This window comes from Parafrankia sp. BMG5.11 (assembly GCF_004337455.1).
Map to the genome: position 1 here is coordinate 118,582 of NZ_SJXI01000027.1, position 16,629 is coordinate 135,210.

Sequence of the window (16,629 nt, forward strand, 5' to 3'; positions counted from 1 at the left end):
GGCAACGAAAAGGGGTCGGATACCTCGCGGTACCCGGCCCCTTCCCGATCAATTAGCCTGCGATCAGAACTGGCTGCGCAGGGTCACACCGTAAGTCCGCGGCTCCGCGAGGAACTGCGAATAGATCTGCCGGCCGCCCGGGTACTGCGGATCGGCGAACGCAGCCGTCGTCGAGACCGCGCCTTCCTGGAACGGCGAGTTGAAGGCGACCTGAGCGTAGTCCTTGTTGAAGATATTCTGTCCCCACAGCTCGACCGACCAGCGCTGATCGGGACCGCGGAGGCCGATGCGGGCGTTGAACAGCGCGTAGCCATCCTGCTCCTTCTGCGGGAACAGGTCGGACCCCGTGTTGTAGTCGCCGGTCATCCGGCCATCGACATAGAACAGGGCCGACAGGCCGCTGTTGCCGAGTTCCGGGGTATAGGCGAACGAGGCCGTGGTGGTGATCTGCGGCGCGTTGGACAGGTTGTCCCCCGGCAGCTTGCGCAGCGCCTGGTTGAGCGGCGCGCCATCCTCCGTGCCGACCAGGTTCCGGCGGTACTTCGTGTCGGCATAGGTCATGCCGAGCGCCACCCGGATGTCGTCCGACGGCACCAGTTGCGCCTCCAGCTCGACGCCCTGCGAACGCACGCCGTACGTCACATCGTCCGCAGCGCAAGCACCGCTGGCGCTGGCCCCGGCGTTGAAGTTGGGAGCGCCGGTGAACTTGCTCTGGTCACGGTCGGCACCGTTCAGATCAGAAGAGCAGCCGTTGATGTTCTGGACGATGAAGACGGTGCCGTCGAACGTGTTCAGCTGGAAGTTGCTGAACTGCTGACGGAACAGCGCGCCCGACAGCGAGAAGGGCCCGGTCGCGTACTTCGCGCCAATCTCGAACGCGTTCACCGTTTCCGGGTCGAACTGGAGATTGCCGACCAGCGCCTGAGCGCCGGCCTGCGCATTGCCGCCGCCGAAGCTGGCGAACGACAGGATCGGTGCCTTGAGCGCCGAGCGGTCGAAGTTGAACCCTCCCGCCTTGTACCCGCGCGAATAGCTGCCGTAGACCAGCAGATCGTCTATCGGCTTCCACGAGAGGACGGCGGTGCCGGTGAACTCGTCTTCCTTGCGCTGGTCGTTGATGCTGACGCCGTTCAGCTCGCTGGTCGAATTGCCCTGGCACGTCAGCGAGATCAGCCCGCCCGCCGTGGCCGCCAGACCGGTGGCGAGGAAGGGCCCAAGCGCCGCCTGCTGGGCAACGCACGCCGTGTTGTCGTTGCCGAACGTGGCGCTGAACTTCTTGCGTTCATTGGTGTAGCGCAGGCCCAGCGTCAGATCGACCGTGTCGGTGACGTGCAGGATGTTGTGCGTGAACGCTGCGAAGCTGCGGCTGTCCTGCCGGTAGAAGTCCGTCGTGCTCCCCCGATCGCTGATCGAATCCAGCCGGTCAAACGCGGCGGTGAGGGTCTGTCCCACTCCAGCCGAGATACCGGGCACGAACCCGGCGTTGAGGGCGCCGCGAATGGCCGGGGCAAGGCAGCCCGCGCTGGTCGGCGAATAGCCCGCAGCCAGCGTCCCGCCGGACACGGCACGGCAAGCGGCGAAGCGGCCGTACTGGCTGCCGAAACGCAGGTTGCTCTTCCCGCGGAATTTCTCGTCCGCGTAAAAGCCGCCGACGAGCCAGTCGAGCCTGCCATCGAACGCTTCGCCGTTCAGGCGCAGCTCTTGCGTGAAGGTCCTGAACCCACGCCGGTTGTTGCCGTCGGCCGCGTTGTACAGGATGTCGACCGTGCTGTAATCGACGTCGCCCGCCTGTTCGTTGTAGTAATCGCGGTATGCGGTGATCGAGGTCAGCGATGCGCCGCCCAGGTTCCATTCGACCTGTCCCGAAAGACCCCAGTCCTCGGTCTTGCCGTCGTAGCTGCGGCCCGGAGTGACCGACAGCGTACGCTCGTACCCCTGGTTGAACGCGGCCGGGTTCTGTCCCAGGTCGCGCAGCACGTTGATGATGTTGTTGCCGTTGCCGAACGTCCCGGCGCCCGCATTCACCGACGCCACCGGCTCGTTGAGATTGCCGATGAACGGGTTGACTGAGCGATCGACATAGACCGCACCGCAGCATGATTCCTCGCGGTTGGTGTAGTCGCCGATCAGGCGGACGCTGATGTCGCTGGTCGGCTCGAAGCGCAGCTGCCCACGCAGGAAATAGCGATCGCGGTCGTTGACGCGGGTGCCGTTCGCGGGATCGCGGTAGAACCCGTCACGCTGCACGAACACGCCGTCGACCCGGGCGGCCACGGTATCGCCGATCGGCACGTTCACGTTGCCGGCCAGACGCAGGTAATCGTAGTTGCCGTACGTCGCTTCGCCGCCAGCGGAAAACCCGCTGAACGAAGGCTGCTTCGAGATGATCGAGATCAGGCCGGCCGAGGAATTGCGGCCGCCCAGGGTTCCCTGCGGCCCGCGCAGTACCTCGACACGGTCGATCTCACCCAGTTCATTGAGGCCGATGCCCGAACGCGAACGGTACACGCCGTCGATGAACACGACGACCGAGCTTTCGAGGCCGGGGTTGTCGCCGACGGTGCCGATGCCGCGGATACGGGGCGAGGCATTCGCCTCGCTGCCGGTCGAGGACACGAGGAGCGACGGGGCGACCTGATTGAGCTGCCGGATGTCGTTGGCACCCGAGTTCTGCAGCGTCTCTGCATTCACTGCGGAAATCGCGACCGGCACGTCGGCCAGCGCCTGTGCGCGGCCCTGCGCGGTGACGACGATGCCGACATCGTCGACGCTCTCTTCGAGCACTTCGGCGGACTCATCGGTCACGGCGGCGGCGGAGGTGTCTTGCGCGTGAGCGGAACTCACCCCGAAAAGTCCTGCCGCAATTGCGAAGCAGGCACAGGTATGGCGCAGATTAGCCTTAATCATCGGTCTTCTATCTCCCTTGGGGACGGGTGCTCGCCATCAGGCGATGGGTACCCGTTCCTCGAATCTGAAAGGTGAAGGCGGGTAACCTGTCAAGCCGGGAGCAGCGCCTGATGGCGTATTTTCGGTTCTTTGCAGATAGGTGAGGCGGGCGGGCAACGCCTGCGCCGCGAAAGATCAACCGTGCGTGCGCCCGCGCGGCTCGCGTACCGCAAATATCATCAGGACCAGCGCCAGGGCGATGCTCGCGAGCACCAGCGCGAATAGCGGGCCGAACCCGGCGACGGCAACCAGCAGCCCCGCGAGGACCGGACCGATCGCCGCCACCGCGCCTTCCGCGGTGGTGACGAATGCCAGCCGCATGGGAATGTCCTCGTGCGCGCCGAATTCGAGCACCATCGTCGTCGACGCCAGCATCCAGCCCGATCCGCCGATGCCCAGCAGGATGAACGCCGTGTAGATCGCCGCCGCCGTGCCCAGCGTCATCAGCAGGATCACGCCCGCCGCCGCGCTGGCGAGCGACAGGATGTAGACGATGCGAAAGCCCAGCCGGTCGCCCATCGGGCCCCACAACAGGTTCGACAAGGTATCCGCGCCAAGGAACGCGAAGCTGAGCCCGCCGATGAGCGCGCCGGTCATCCCCAGCCGCTGCGCGGCGTAGATCGTCCAGAACGGCCCGCCGATGCGGATCGCGGTGGAGCAGGCCTGCGCCGCGATGAAGCGGGCGAAGTCCTTGTCCTCCAGCAGCTGCGGGAACTGGCGGATCCGCTCGCGCAACGGGATGACCGGGCGCGACGCCGGCGCAGCGGGCTCGCGGATCATCGTCTGCAGCACCAGCAGCCCCGCGCTGGTCAGCGCGAAGGCGAACAGGAAGGTGGTGGAGTAACCGTTCCCCAGCCACTCCTCCGCAATGAAGTACTTGCCCGCGACCCACGCCAGCACCGCCGCGATCAGCCCGCCGGCAAGGTTCCGGTACCCCTGCAACCGGCCCCGCCGGTCGATCGGGATAACCTTGGCCATGATCATCTGGAAGGCGACACGCTGGGCGCCGTTGAAGAAGCCCAGGAACGCGAACAGCGCCAGCGTGACCATGACCAGCACCTCGCCGGTCAGGAACCAGCCGGCAAGGGCAAGGCCGAGGATGGCCAGCCGCATCATCGATCCGACGCGGATCGAATACGGCAGGATGTGGCTGCGATGCTCGATCCGTGCGCCCGACAGGATCGGCGAGATGGTGGCGCCAAGCTGGAGCAGTGCGGTGCCGAGCCCGACCGCCGCCGCGCTGCCGGTGATCGCCAGCAGGTAAGCGGGGATGATGGTCGGCGCGTAGATCAGGCGGAAGCCGGTCATTCCCAGCACGCCGTGGATGAAATTCGCGGTGTAATTGCGCTTCAGGTTGTCCGCGACGAACCGGTCGTGGCGCGCGAAGGCGTCGTCCCCGCCCCGAAGGGCGAGGACGTCGTCTTCGACAGGATCAACCGAACTCAGTAGCCCGCCAGGGTGGCAAACCGGTTCTTCAGATAGCCGGTGGAACCCCAGCTCGCCTCCAGCACGCGCGCGCGCTTGAGGAAGAAGCCGACATCGTATTCATCGGTCATGCCGATGCCGCCGTGCAGCTGGATGCCCTCGCGGCTCATCGTGTGGAGCACGCGGTTCGCTTCGGCCTTGGCGACCGTCGCGGCGCGGGGAATGCCGTAACCGCCATCTAGCGCTTCAAGACCCCCTTCGACCGCCGAGCGCATCATCGCCAGGTCGCCGAACAGGTCCGCCATCCGGTGCTGCAAAGCCTGGAAGCTGGCGAGCACCTGGTTGAACTGCACGCGCTGCTTCAGGTAATCGAGGGTCACGTCGAACACCTGCTGCGCCATGCCCAGCATCTCGGCCGCGGTGAGGATGCGCGCACGGTCGAGCACCTGGTCAACCAGATCCTCCCTGCCGTTCGCCAGCTTGTCCGCCGCCGCCCCATTGAAGGTGACTTCGGCGTGGCTGCGCTGATCGGTCAACTTGCGGTCCGACAGCGACACGCCGTCGCCCTTTTCGACCAGATAGAGCCCGTCCGCCGCAGCGACCACGAACAGGGTCGCGCCATGCGCTTCGTGGACGAACGCCTTCGTGCCGGACAGCTTGCCGCCATCGACGGCAACCGAATACCGGCCCGTGTGCCGCGGACTTTCATCGAACGCGAGCGTGCCGACCACTTCGCCCGTGGCGAGCCGGGGCAGCCATTTCTGCTTCTGTTCTTCGCTGCCGCCCATCACGATCGCACTGGCTGCCAGGGTGCTGGCGATCATCGGGCTGGCGGTGAGCGTCTTGCCGAGCTCCTCCACCACCAGGCCAGCGCTCATCCAGCCGAAATCGCTGCCGCCGAACTCTTCGGGGATGACGATCCCGGCCCAGCCCATCTCGCCCATCGTCCGCCAGACGTCAGGCGAGTAGCCTTCGGCCGGCTTCTCCGTGCGCACCTTGCGCCAGGCGGTGATCGGGTTCTCGTTGGTCGCCCAGCCGCGCGCCATGTCGCGCAGCATTTCCTGTTCTTCGTTCAAGATAGCCATCTTCGCGGCCCCCTTACTGGTGGTCGAGCATGCCAAGCACGCGCTTGGCGATGATGTTGTTCTGGATCTCGGTCGAGCCGCCGTAGATCGTGGTCGCCTTGCCGAACAGCCAGGCGCGCACGCCCGCCAGTTCGCCGTCGGTGAAGCCTTCGCCTTCCCAGCCAAGGCCCTGCAGGCCCTGGATCTCGATCATCAGTTCGGCACGTTCCTGGCCGAGCTTGGTGCCGAGTTTCTTGAGCACCGAGCTGATTTCGGACACGCCGCCGGCCGCCTTGCTTTCCTCCACCGCGCGCTTGGCGGTGAGCAGGAAGCTCTGCCAGCGGATCTCGAAATCGGCGATCTTGTCGCGCAGGGTCTTGTCGGCGATCGCGCCGGTGTCGTCGGTCTCGACGTATTTCTTGGCCGTGTCGGCGAGGCTTGAGCCCATCATCCGGGCCATGCTGCCGCCGCCGGACAGGTTGGTGCGCTCGTGCTGAAGCAGGCGCTTGCCGATGGTCCAGCCCTGGCCTTCCTTCCCGACCAGATTCTCCTTGGGCACCTTCACGTCGGTGAAGAATGTTTCACAGAACGGGCTCATGCCGCTGATCATCTGGATCGGGCGCACTTCCACGCCGGGCGCATCCATGTCGATCAGCATGAACGAGATGCCGTGATGCTTGTCGCTGCGGTCGGTCCGCACGATCGCGAAGCACTTGTCGGCCCACTGGCCGCCGCTGGTCCAGGTTTTCTGCCCGTTGACGAGGTAGTGATCGCCCTTGTCCTCGGCAAAGGTCTGCAGGTTCGCAAGGTCGGACCCGGCGTTGGGTTCCGAATAGCCCTGGCACCAGCGGATCTCGCCCCGCGCGATCGGGGGAATATGCTCCTGCTTCTGTTCCTCGCTGCCGTATTCCAGCAGGGTGGGGCCGAACATCATCACGCCCATGCCGCCGATCGGGTTGTAAGCGCCGGCCTTGGCCATTTCCTCGTTAAGGATCGCCGCCTGCTTGCGGGTTAGTCCGCCGCCGCCGTATTCCTTGGGCCAGGTCGGCACGCCCCAGCCGCGCGCACCCATGGCTTCGCGCCACGCCTTTTCGGCCGGGCCTTCCTGGGTGGGGCCTTCCACACTGGCGAGCGCATTGCCCTTGTTCTTCAGTTCAGGGGGGAAGTTTTCCGCCAGGAAGCTGCGCACTTCCTCGCGGAAGGTATCGTCGGCGCTTGCCGTTTGCGGCTCTGCCAGGGTTGCCATGTCAGTCTCCTCGTTATCTCGCAGGGGCGCCGAAGGCCCCGTCACGCACGACTTGTTCACGCGATTCAGCTTCGAGCGCTTTCAGCCGTTCGACATTCGCGCGGTGCTTGGCCTCGTCGATGGGATAGAACAACAGGAACAGCGCGCCAATGATCCACAAGCTCATCACCACGGGGATGTAGTGCGCCAGCAGGCTCTGCTCCATCGCGCGGGTGACCGCTTCCGGAGCGATCTTCTCGGGAAATCCCGACCAGGTCAGGACGAGGCCCGCGGCCAGGATGCCGAGCGCGCTGGAACACTGCTGCATGAAGCTCGACGCGGCGAAGAACACGCCGGCGGTGTGCTTGCCGGTCTTGACCGCGTGGTCTTCCACCACGTCGGCCAGCATCGCGCTGGTGTTGATCAGCGATATCGCCACCATCGAGCCGTACACCGCGCCGATCACGAACAGCGTCGGCAGCAGCATGGGATCGCCGGGGGCAAAGAAAACCCGCAGGTAGGTGAGGGCGAGGGGCGTGAGGCCGAGCGCGACCCCGAACACGGCCATCAGCGCTGACGTGTTGCGCTTGCCCAGCCAGCGCGAGAACTTCGGGGCCAGCGGAGCCGCGATCGCGGCGGCGACGAGGGAATCGAAGGTGAGCAGCGCAAGCTGCCCGGCACCCAGCTTGAACACGTACGTGCCGAAATACAGGGTGGTCGCACTGTAGAGGCCGATGGCGGTGTACTTGAACACGCCGAAGCCGAAGATCGCGAGGAAGCCGGGGTGGCGAAACGCGTCGCCCATTTCTTTCACGTGCGACAGCAGGCCGCCCGGTCCGCTTTCTTCCGCCTGCCGCATGTGTGACACCCGCTTCACGGTACCCAATCCGCATACGAGAATGGCGATGAAGATCAGCGCGCCGCCGGCAAAGGCGAACTTGACGTAGCCTTCGGGGTTGAGCTGCCCGCGCGGGAACTCCGGCGTCGCGACGAAGAAAAACGCCAGGCTGAACGCGGTGAAGCCGAAAGTGCCGGCGTAGCCGAAGAAATAACGGAGCGAGAACAGCCGCGTGCGCTCCGCGTAATCGCTGGTCAGTTCCGGCGCCATCGCCGAACTGGGGATCTCAAACGCGCTGATCGACATGCGGGTGAGTGCGGCGAGCGCGAAGATCCATGCTCCCATCGCCAGGTCCGACAGTCCGTCCGGCGGAAACCATGCGAGCACGAAGAAGAACGCGGTGGGCAGCGCCGACCCGAAAATGAAGGGGTGCCGCCGCCCGATGCGCGAGCGGGTCATGTCCGACCAGCGGCCGATGAACGGATCGGCCACGGCATCGACGATCAGGGTGAGGGCGATCGCAGTCGACACGATCGCCGCCGAAACGCCCACCACCTGATTGTAATACAGCAGCAGGTAAGTCGAGAACGCGGCGTTCTTGATCCCGTTGGACACGGCGCCAAAGCCATAGGACAGCCGCGTACCGAGTGGAATCCGGCTGCCGTCTCCCTGCAGAGAACCCGGGGCGATCAAGCGAAAGCCCCCGATACCAGGACGAGCCTGCCGCAAATGCGCTTCTCAACTGAAGTGACGGATTTCCAGACCACTTGCATCTCTCCCGCCGGCCGCTTGTGCGCGGCTCAACGAATCGAGCATACCGCTTTCTGGAATGGCGGCAAGCGGGAGTGCAACCGGCGCGCGTTTAGACCGTCGATCCGCCGTCGACGACCAGCGTCTGTCCGGTCAGCCAACTCGCTGCCGGGGACGCCAGAAACACCGCCGCACCGGCGATGTCATCAGGCACGCCAAGACGGCCCATGGGGGTGCGCGACACCGCCGCCTTCTCGGCTTCCGGATTTTCGTACAGAGCCTTGGCGAAGTCGGTTTTTACCAGGCCCGGCGCGATGCCATTCACGCGGATGCCGTGCTGGCCATTTTCGACAGCGTAGTTACGGACCAGCTGGATGTCGGCCGCCTTGGTGATGGTATAGGCGCCAAGCACCGTCGATCCGCGCAGACCGCCGATCGAACTGATCACCACGATTGCCCCGTCCCGCTTCGCGCGCATATCGGGCAAGGCAAGCTGGATCAGCCAGTGATTCGACAGTATGTTGTTGTCGAGCGTCTTGCGGAACATCGCATCGTCGATCGTATCGAGCGAGCCGTAGTGCGGGTTGGACGCGGCGTTGCACACCAGGATGTCGATCGGGCCAAACCGCTCGCGCGTGCCCGCGACAAGGTCCTGCAGCGCTTCTTTCGATGAGATGCTGGCCGCGATCGCGATGGCCCGCCCTGCGCCATGCTGCGCGTTGATCGCCGCGGCGACCTCCTCGCATGCATCCTGCTTGCGGCTCGAAACCACCACGCGCGCGCCGCGGGCGGCGAGTTGCTCTGCAATGGCCTTGCCGATCCCGCGCGATGAGCCGGTAACGACAGCGACTTTGCCAGCGAGGTCAAACGGATCGGTCATGGTGCTCTCCCAGTTATCTGCGGGATACCATGATTTCGAAAGCGTTTTCGCGCAAGCGCGATCAGGCGGTGACGACCTCCTGCTCGATCTTGCCGAAGATCGAATGGCCCTGCGCATCGCGCATTTCGACCGACACCACATCGCCCGGCTGCATGAAGGGCGTGGTCGGCTTTCCGCCGGCAATGGTCTCGATCATGCGGATCTCGGCGATGCACGAGTAGCCAGCGCCGCCCTCGCTGACCGGCGTGCCCGGGCCGCCATCGGCACCCTTGTTGCTCACCGTGCCCGAGCCGATGATCGATCCGGCGCACAGGCTACGGGTCTTGGCGGCGTGAGCGACCAGATCGGCCAGGTTGAACGTGGCTTCCTGCGCGGCGTTGGCCCGGCCGAACGGCTGGCCGTTGTAATCGACCATCAGCGGCAGGTTGATGACGCTGTTGGCCCACGCATCTTCCAGCTCGTCAGGAGTCACCGCGACCGGCGAGAAGGCGCTGGCGGGCTTCGACTGGAAGAAGCCGAAACCCTTCTCCAGCTCACCCGGGATGAGGCCGCGCAGCGACACGTCGTTGACCAGCATCAGTAGCTTGATGTGCTCGGCCGCTTCGCCCGCCGACACGCCCATCGGCACATCGTCGACGATGACGGCGATCTCGCCCTCCATGTCGCAGCCCCAGGCGGTGTCCTTGAGCGGGATGGGATCACGGGGGGCCAGGAAACCGTCGCTGCCGCCCTGGTACATCAGCGGGTCATGGTAGAAACTTTCGGGCACTTGCGCGCCGCGCGCCTGGCGGACCAGTTCGACGTGGTTGATGTACGCGCTGCCGTCCGCCCACTGATACGCCCGGGGAAGGGGTGACGCGGCGTCATGTTCATGGAAGCGCCCGCACGGCACCGTCCAGTGCTCGACGTCACGGTAGAGCGCCTCCAGCTGCGGTGCGACCTCGGCCCAGTTGTCGAGCGCATACTGCATCGTCGGCGCGATATGCTCAGCCGACGAATAGCGGGTGATGTCCTTGGATACGACGACCAGCATGCCGTCGCGGCCGTGCTTGAGAGAGGCGAGTTTCATTGCGGGCTATCCGGTTGGTTGTCGGGGTGGGCGCGCTGGAACGCGGGCAGGGCGAGACACGCCGCCTCGATCCGCTCGATATGCGGGTGGCGGGAGAAATCGAACGCGAACTTGCGCGCATTGTAGACCTGCGGCAGCAGGACGACTTCGAACAGGCCGGGCGCGTCGAACAGGAAATCGCCGGTGCCGATCTGCGCCAGCAGCCCCTCGACCGGATCGAGCGTGCGCGCCAGCCAATGGCGATACCAGACGTCGATCTCGTCCTGCGAGTGGCCGAGCTCGGTCTTGAGATAATTGAGCACCGGCAGGTTGTTCACCGCGTGGATTTCGGTGGCGATGCCATAGGCAAGCTCGCGCGCGGTGTAGCGGTCCTCCATCCCCGAGGGCAGCAGCGGGGGTTCGGGGTATGCCTCGTCCAGCCATTCGAGCAGCGCCATCGACTGCGCGCGGTCGCGTCCGTCCGCCTCGAGCATGGGAACGCTGCCGAAGGGGTTGCGCGCGGTAAACCCGGCGTCCTTCTGCTGTGCGGTGCGCAGGTCCACCGGAATGACCTCGTATTCGAGGCCCTTGAGGTTCAGCGCGATCCGCAGCCGATAGCTGGTCGAACTGCGAAAATAGGCCCACAGGCGCATCTGCTTCTGATGCGTCAAAACGCCGGGATTCCGGTGATCGCGCGGCCGAGGATCAGCGCGTGGACATCGTGCGTGCCTTCATAGGTGTTCACGGTTTCCAGGTTCACCATGTGGCGGATCACCTGGTATTCGCCGCTGATCCCGTTGCCGCCGTGCATGTCGCGCGACTTGCGCGCAATATCGAGCGCCTTGCCAACATTGTTGCGCTTGACGATCGAGATCATCTCGGGCGCGAAGGCGTGCTCGTCCATCAGCCGGCCCACGCGAAGCGACGCCTGGAGCCCCAGGGCGATTTCACTCATCATGTCGGCGAGCTTGAGCTGGAAGAGCTGCTTGAAGGCGAGCGGCACGCCGAACTGCTCACGGTCGAGGCCGTACTGGCGCGCGGCGTGAAGGCAGAATTCGGCCGCGCCCATCGCGCCCCACGAGATGCCGTAACGGGCGCGGTTGAGGCAGCCGAACGGACCCTTGAGCCCGGACACCTCGGGCAGCAGCGCATCGGCGCCGACCTTGACCTCGTCCATCAGGATCATGCCGGTGGTGCTGGCGCGCAAGGACAGCTTGTTATCGATCTTGGGCGCGGACAGGCCCGCCATGCCCTTGTCGAGGATAAACCCGCGGATCGCGCCGCCGTGCGCCTCGCTCTTGGCCCAGACGACGAACACGTCGGCGAACGGGGCGTTGCTGATCCAGGTCTTGGCGCCCGACAAGGAGTAGCCGTCACCATCCTGCTTGGCATACGTGCGCATCCCGCCAGGGTCGGAACCGGCGTCAGGCTCGGTCAGGCCGAAGCAGCCGATCAATTCACCGCTGGCGAGACCGGGCAGATATTTGCGCTTCTGCTCCTCGGATCCGTACGCGTGAATGGGGTACATCACGAGGCTGGACTGCACGCTCGCCATCGAGCGGTAACCAGAATCCACCCGTTCGATCTCGCGTGCGATCAGGCCGTAGGCGACATAGCTCGCGCCCGCGCCGCCGTATTCCTCGGGAACCGTGGCGCCAAGCAGTCCGGCGCGACCCATCAGCGGGAACAGCTCGGGCGCATCGACCTCGTTGGCGAACGCCTCGATCACGCGGGGCTGCAATTCGGATTGCGCGAACGCATGGGCGGCGTCGCGGATCATGCGCTCGTCTTCGGAAAGCTGCGCGTCGAGGCTGAACGGGTCCTGCCAGTCGAATGGTGTCATGCGCCGATCCTTTGCAGGACCGGGCACCGCGTGCAAGGTCAGGCTTCGGCCAGAGCCTCTCGCATGGTGGCGATGATCTGATCGGGCGGGCACGGCTTGGCCAGCGCGTGCGCCTGCGGATAGCGGCCGCTCACCTCGCTCGGTGAAAATTCGCCGGAGTGGAAGATCACCGGCACGTTCGCCGCCATCAGCTTTTCAGCGAGAGGAAACACTTCACCGTCACCGAGCCGCACGTCAAGGATCGCGAGGTCCGGCTTGCGGCGCTCGATAGCGTCGATTGCGGAACTCGAGGATTCAAACGGGCCCGCGACATCGTACCCGGCTTCCTCCACGGTATCGCACAGGTCCACCCCGATGATCAGCTCATCTTCGGCCACGAGGACGCACTGTTGAGCCATGATTATTCCTTGTGCACGGGGTTCAGGGTGGATCGCGCATTAACCCCGAAAACTTGATTTTGTTCCCTATCAGACGGCGCCGAACTTCGCCTGAAACGCGGCCTCGTCCCCAGCTGACAGAAGGCGGGCCTGGCCGACCCAGTCATCGCGGCGGATGCGGCCCTGGAAGCGCCCGAGCTGCGCATCGATCCGGTCGATGTCAGCATCGCTCCACCCCGCGATCTGATCGAAACGCGACACGCCAAGGTCGTTGAGCGTGGCGGCAAGCTTTGGACCCAGCCCCTTGATGCGGGTGAGATCGTCACCGGCGATTTCCCCTGCGTCCCGCCGTGCCTCGAGCGCCGCGGCGGCGACCGCGACGCCAGCGCCGCCGATGGCATCAGGCACCAGCGGGGGCACCACGACCGATGGCGCCGCGGCGGGCGGCGCATCGATCAGCGCGTGGTTGCGCGCGGCGGGCGCGGCATCCTCATCGAGCATATCGTGCCGGTCGATCTGGACCCGGGTGCGCCGCGAGGCGACCAGCAGCCACCACAGCAGCGCGATGACCACCAAAGTCGCGATTACCATCAGCGGCCAGTTGGCAGTGACGAAATCGTTCATGGTTCTACCTTTCTAGCAGGTGCGCCGGCGATCGCGGCGGCTTCGGCATCGATCGCTTCATCGGCATGTTCGAGATTACGACGAAACAGTACCCGGTCTTCCGGGCCGAAGCCAAACCGCCAGATCACCCAGCCGTACGCCAACAGGATCGCGGGAACCCCGATCGCCAGTTCGGCCCATTCGGGCAGCATGGTCGCCACCCAGCCGACCAGGATGGCCGGCGCGGCCGCATATACCAGCGCCCAGCGCCAGTTGTTGATCCGATGCTGGAGGAAGCGGCTCAGCACGATCGACTTCACCAGGCTTGCGACCCCGAGCGCCAGCATCAGTGCCGCCGCCGCGCCGGCGGCCTTCCAGGTCTCGGGCAGGTCGAAACGATCGACCATCAGCATGGCCGTCACCGTGAGCAACGCCTGCAGCCCGATCGTCGCGACCGAAATCAACAGATTGCGGACCCGCGCGACGTAGATCAGGGCCGCTTCCGACACCACCGCGGTGGAGGCTACGACCTCCGCCGCCAGCAGGAACGCCAGCGCCCCGGTCCCGCCGACGAAGTTCGGACCCATCAGCCCCATCACCGCTTCTCCCGGAATGCCGAGTGCCAGCCCGATTCCGGCTTGCGCGGCGGTGATCCAGAAGCCCACCTGGCACACCTGCCGGGCGATCGCCGCGTAGTTCTTGTCCTTGAGATTGCGGGTGATCACAGGCCCCAGGATCGGCTCGAAGCTGGTCTTCAGCTTCTGCGGCAGCGAAGCGACCTGCTGCGCGACGTAATAGACCCCGACCGCGCTCGGCGCCGCGAATAGGCCCAGGATGAAGATGTCGAGCCGCCGGGTGCCCCATTCGATGGCATCGGCGGTGGCCAGCGGCAACGCGCGGGTGGTCAGCCGGGCCATCTCGCCCAGCCGCGGGTGCCAGGCGCGCGGCAGGCCATACGTCCTCAGGAACGACCACAGTCCCGTGGCGAGCCCCGCCAGGGTCGCTGCGAGGTATGCGAGCGCAAGGCCGGATTCTGGCACCACGAACCACAGCACGCCGGCACCGATCGACAGCGTCCAGGGAAGGACGATCGAACGCGCGCGGACGGTGGTGGCGATGTCGAAGCGATACGCCTGCGCGGCCAGCACGATCTCGGTCAACGCATAGGCGGGGATCGCCAGCACGATCAGCCGGTCGAGCTGGGTGTATTCCCCGCTCGGAAACAGCGGTGCCGGCACCAGCCAGAAGAACGCCGCGGCGGCCGATCCGGCGAGAAGCGCGATGAGCATGCCGTCGAACACGACGTTGGCGGGGCGGCTGTCGGGATCCTCGGTCAACCGCTGGGCGAGCCCGCGCTTCTCGCCCATGGAGCAAATCAGTCCGACGATCTCGACCACGACCAGGGCCGAGGCATAGCGGCCGAGCGCGGCCGCGCCGTAGAGCCGGCCAGCGATGAACAGGAACGGCAGCATCCCCGCAAGGCGCAGCAGGAAGCCGAAGAAGTTCTGCCGGCCGCCCTTGGCCAGAGCGGCAATGTCACCCTGATCGCGGTCTGAATTCACGCGTCGGTCTCTGCACCCAGAGGCCGGGCGAGCAGTTCCGCAACGATGTCGCGGGCAGGGGCGCCGTGCAGCAGGCGATAGACTGCCGCCACGATCGGCATGGCGACCCCATGGCGCGCCGCCAGCTCGGTGAGCACCGGGGCGGTGTGCGCGCCTTCGGCTACGGTGCGCCGGTCGGCCATAAGCTGCTCCGGATCGCCCCCTTCGCCGAGCGCCTTGCCGAGGCTGAAGTTGCGGCTGGCGGTTGACGAGCAGGTGAGCACCAGGTCGCCCAGGCCGCACAAGCCAGCCAGGGTGTCGCGCTGCGCTCCCAGCGCCTCGCCGAAGCGGAGCATTTCCGCATAACCCCGGGCGATCAGCGCCGCGCGGGCGTTCTGCCCGAGCCCGAGCCCGTCGACGACTCCGCAGGCGATCGCCAGCACGTTCTTGACCGCGCCCCCGATCTCAGCGCCTGCCACGTCGTCCGAATAGTAAGGCCGGAACGCCGGGCGCGCGATCGCCGGCGCCAACCGCTGCCATTGCGCATCGCCGCCGGCGCAAGCCAGCGTCACCGCGGTCGGCAAGCCGGCTGCGACCTCGTGGGCGAACGTGGGCCCGGACAGGACCGCGATTTCGCTTTCGGGAGCGGCATCGCGGGCCACGTGGTTCATCAGTCGCCCGGTGCCCGCTTCGATGCCCTTGGAACACAGCACCAGGTCTCGCGGATGCGCCGGCATCGCTTCGATCACGGCGGCAAGGTGCTGCGCCGGCGCGACGGCGAGAATTAACTCCGCCTGCGCCAGATCGCTCAGATCACTGGTCGCGCGGATCGACGGCGCGAGCGTGGCGGACGGGAGGAACAGGCTATTGGTGCGGCGGGTGTTAATCTCCTCGACCAGCTCCGGTTCGCGCGCCCACAACAGCACCTCGCGCCCGTCGCTGGCGAGCATCTGCGCCAGCGCCGTCCCCCACGCCCCCGCGCCGAGCACCGCGACTTGCAAAGAGGCGGAACTCAAGCCTTGTATCCTGCGCCGCGCACCGGCTCGGCTGCGGGATCGAGCGGCCAGCGGGGCCGGGCGGCGATGTCGAGCGGATCGAACGGGGCACCGATCGCCAGCCGCTCCTGCCCGGCCCACGCGATCATCGCGGCATTATCGGTGCACAGCGCCGGCGGCGGCGCGGAGAAGCGCAAGCCCTGCGCCGCGGCCAGGCTTTCGAGAGCGCGACGCACTGCCTGGTTCGCGGCCACCCCGCCAGCGACGACCAGCGTTTCGACCGGCTCCATCGCGTGCAGGGCATGGGTAAGCCGATCGACCACGCAGTCGATCGCGGCCTGCTGGAAGCTGGCGGCAAGGTCCGCATCGGCATGAAGGCCGCTCTGGTGGGCGCGCAGCACCGCGCTTTTCAGGCCGGCGAAGCTGAAGTGCGGCTCCCCGCTGCCGACCAGCGGGCGGGGGAGGAGGACAGCCTTCGGATCGCCCTCCCGCGCAAGCCGCTCAACCGCCGGTCCGCCGGGGAACCCGAGCCCGAGTATCTTGGCCGTCTTGTCGAACGCTTCGCCCAGCGCATCGTCGATGGTAGTCGCGAGTCGCCGGTATCGTCCGACGGCTTCCACGCGGAGAATCTGGCAGTGCCCGCCGGACACCATCAGCAGGGCGTAAGGGAACGCCAGCGCCGGATCCGCGAGGCGCGGGCTGAGCGCATGGCCTTCCAGGTGATTGATCGCCATCAGCGGAACCTCGCCCGCCATCGCCAGCGCCTTGGCGGTGACCAGCCCGACCATGACCCCGCCGATGAGACCGGGCCCGGCGGTGGCGGCGACGGCATCGAGGTCGCCCAGCTTGAGCCCACCGTCACGCATCACCGCCTCGATCATCGGCGCCAGCCGTTCGGCATGGGCACGCGCGGCGATTTCGGGCACCACGCCGCCATAGGGCGCGTGCGCTTCGTCCTGGCTGGCGATGGCCTGTGCGATGATCGTGCGATCGCCTGCGACCAGCGCCGCTGCGGTTTCGTCGCAGCTCGATTCAATGCCCAGCACCACACCCATCGTTGCTTTCACTTAGAGCTTTGCTTGGCTACGGCAAGC

General features: G+C 66.1%; 14 protein-coding genes. All 14 read right to left on the reverse strand.

Annotated features, from left to right (window positions below; all coding sequences use genetic code 11):
* Positions 1 to 63: 63 nt before the first annotated feature.
* The 14 genes from E0504_RS18570 to tsaD all read right to left on the reverse strand — a co-directional run bounded on the left by E0504_RS18570 (position 64) and on the right by tsaD (position 16,590).
* A complete protein-coding gene (locus E0504_RS18570; protein WP_131625232.1) occupies positions 64 to 2,907 on the reverse strand; it encodes a TonB-dependent receptor in 2,844 nt (947 codons plus the stop codon).
* Positions 2,908 to 3,081: 174 nt separating this feature from the next.
* Positions 3,082 to 4,254 (reverse strand): MFS transporter, encoded by a 1,173-nt coding sequence (locus E0504_RS18575; RefSeq protein ID WP_131625233.1) that lies wholly within the window; start codon positions 4,252 to 4,254, stop codon positions 3,082 to 3,084.
* Between the two features lie 134 nt (positions 4,255 to 4,388).
* Positions 4,389 to 5,456 (reverse strand): acyl-CoA dehydrogenase family protein, encoded by a 1,068-nt coding sequence (locus E0504_RS18580; RefSeq protein WP_131625234.1) that lies wholly within the window; start codon positions 5,454 to 5,456, stop codon positions 4,389 to 4,391.
* A 13-nt stretch (positions 5,457 to 5,469) separates the two neighbouring features.
* Positions 5,470 to 6,681 (reverse strand): acyl-CoA dehydrogenase family protein, encoded by a 1,212-nt coding sequence (locus E0504_RS18585; RefSeq protein ID WP_131625235.1) that lies wholly within the window; start codon positions 6,679 to 6,681, stop codon positions 5,470 to 5,472.
* A gap of 13 nt (positions 6,682 to 6,694) precedes the next feature.
* On the reverse strand, positions 6,695 to 8,191 hold the full coding sequence (locus tag E0504_RS18590; protein WP_282595933.1) for an MFS transporter: 1,497 nt from the start codon (positions 8,189 to 8,191) through the stop codon (positions 6,695 to 6,697).
* Positions 8,192 to 8,360: 169 nt separating this feature from the next.
* On the reverse strand, positions 8,361 to 9,128 hold the full coding sequence (locus E0504_RS18595; RefSeq protein WP_131625236.1) for an SDR family NAD(P)-dependent oxidoreductase: 768 nt from the start codon (positions 9,126 to 9,128) through the stop codon (positions 8,361 to 8,363).
* Positions 9,129 to 9,189: 61 nt separating this feature from the next.
* A complete protein-coding gene (locus E0504_RS18600; protein ID WP_131625237.1) occupies positions 9,190 to 10,197 on the reverse strand; it encodes a fumarylacetoacetate hydrolase family protein in 1,008 nt (335 codons plus the stop codon).
* On the reverse strand, positions 10,194 to 10,829 hold the full coding sequence (maiA, locus tag E0504_RS18605) for a maleylacetoacetate isomerase (protein WP_131625672.1): 636 nt from the start codon (positions 10,827 to 10,829) through the stop codon (positions 10,194 to 10,196). The genes E0504_RS18600 and maiA overlap by 4 nt, the downstream gene beginning before the upstream one ends.
* A gap of 14 nt (positions 10,830 to 10,843) precedes the next feature.
* Positions 10,844 to 12,019: an acyl-CoA dehydrogenase gene (locus E0504_RS18610; RefSeq protein WP_131625238.1), complete on the reverse strand. Its 1,176-nt coding sequence runs from the start codon at positions 12,017 to 12,019 to the stop codon at positions 10,844 to 10,846.
* 38 nt (positions 12,020 to 12,057) lie between these two features.
* On the reverse strand, positions 12,058 to 12,417 hold the full coding sequence (locus tag E0504_RS18615) for a response regulator (protein ID WP_131625239.1): 360 nt from the start codon (positions 12,415 to 12,417) through the stop codon (positions 12,058 to 12,060).
* 69 nt (positions 12,418 to 12,486) lie between these two features.
* Entirely contained in the window at positions 12,487 to 13,020 is a 534-nt protein-coding gene (locus E0504_RS18620) for a hypothetical protein (RefSeq protein ID WP_131625240.1), read from the reverse strand.
* A complete protein-coding gene (locus E0504_RS18625; protein ID WP_131625241.1) occupies positions 13,017 to 14,471 on the reverse strand; it encodes a lipopolysaccharide biosynthesis protein in 1,455 nt (484 codons plus the stop codon). The genes E0504_RS18620 and E0504_RS18625 overlap by 4 nt, the downstream gene beginning before the upstream one ends.
* An 86-nt stretch (positions 14,472 to 14,557) precedes the next feature.
* Positions 14,558 to 15,541, reverse strand: a complete 984-nt coding sequence (locus E0504_RS18630; protein WP_131625242.1) for an NAD(P)H-dependent glycerol-3-phosphate dehydrogenase — start codon at positions 15,539 to 15,541, stop codon at positions 14,558 to 14,560.
* 11 nt (positions 15,542 to 15,552) lie between these two features.
* Positions 15,553 to 16,590: a tRNA (adenosine(37)-N6)-threonylcarbamoyltransferase complex transferase subunit TsaD gene (tsaD, locus tag E0504_RS18635; protein ID WP_131625243.1), complete on the reverse strand. Its 1,038-nt coding sequence runs from the start codon at positions 16,588 to 16,590 to the stop codon at positions 15,553 to 15,555.
* Between the last annotated feature and the right edge of the window lie 39 nt (positions 16,591 to 16,629).

Excerpts from the sequence above, each read along its gene's own strand:
- E0504_RS18570 (WP_131625232.1), bottom strand. The coding sequence starts at position 2,907 with ATGATTAAGGCTAATCTGCGCCATACCTGTGCCTGCTTCGCAATTGCG.
- E0504_RS18575 (WP_131625233.1), bottom strand. The coding sequence starts at position 4,254 with ATGACCGGCTTCCGCCTGATCTACGCGCCGACCATCATCCCCGCTTAC.
- E0504_RS18580 (WP_131625234.1), bottom strand. The coding sequence starts at position 5,456 with ATGGCTATCTTGAACGAAGAACAGGAAATGCTGCGCGACATGGCGCGC.
- E0504_RS18585 (WP_131625235.1), bottom strand. The coding sequence starts at position 6,681 with ATGGCAACCCTGGCAGAGCCGCAAACGGCAAGCGCCGACGATACCTTC.
- E0504_RS18595 (WP_131625236.1), bottom strand. The coding sequence starts at position 9,128 with ATGACCGATCCGTTTGACCTCGCTGGCAAAGTCGCTGTCGTTACCGGC.
- E0504_RS18600 (WP_131625237.1), bottom strand. The coding sequence starts at position 10,197 with ATGAAACTCGCCTCTCTCAAGCACGGCCGCGACGGCATGCTGGTCGTC.
- maiA (WP_131625672.1), bottom strand. The coding sequence starts at position 10,829 with ATGCGCCTGTGGGCCTATTTTCGCAGTTCGACCAGCTATCGGCTGCGG.
- E0504_RS18610 (WP_131625238.1), bottom strand. The coding sequence starts at position 12,019 with ATGACACCATTCGACTGGCAGGACCCGTTCAGCCTCGACGCGCAGCTT.
- E0504_RS18615 (WP_131625239.1), bottom strand. The coding sequence starts at position 12,417 with ATGGCTCAACAGTGCGTCCTCGTGGCCGAAGATGAGCTGATCATCGGG.
- E0504_RS18620 (WP_131625240.1), bottom strand. The coding sequence starts at position 13,020 with ATGAACGATTTCGTCACTGCCAACTGGCCGCTGATGGTAATCGCGACT.
- E0504_RS18625 (WP_131625241.1), bottom strand. The coding sequence starts at position 14,471 with ATGCTGCCGTTCCTGTTCATCGCTGGCCGGCTCTACGGCGCGGCCGCG.
- tsaD (WP_131625243.1), bottom strand. The coding sequence starts at position 16,590 with ATGGGTGTGGTGCTGGGCATTGAATCGAGCTGCGACGAAACCGCAGCG.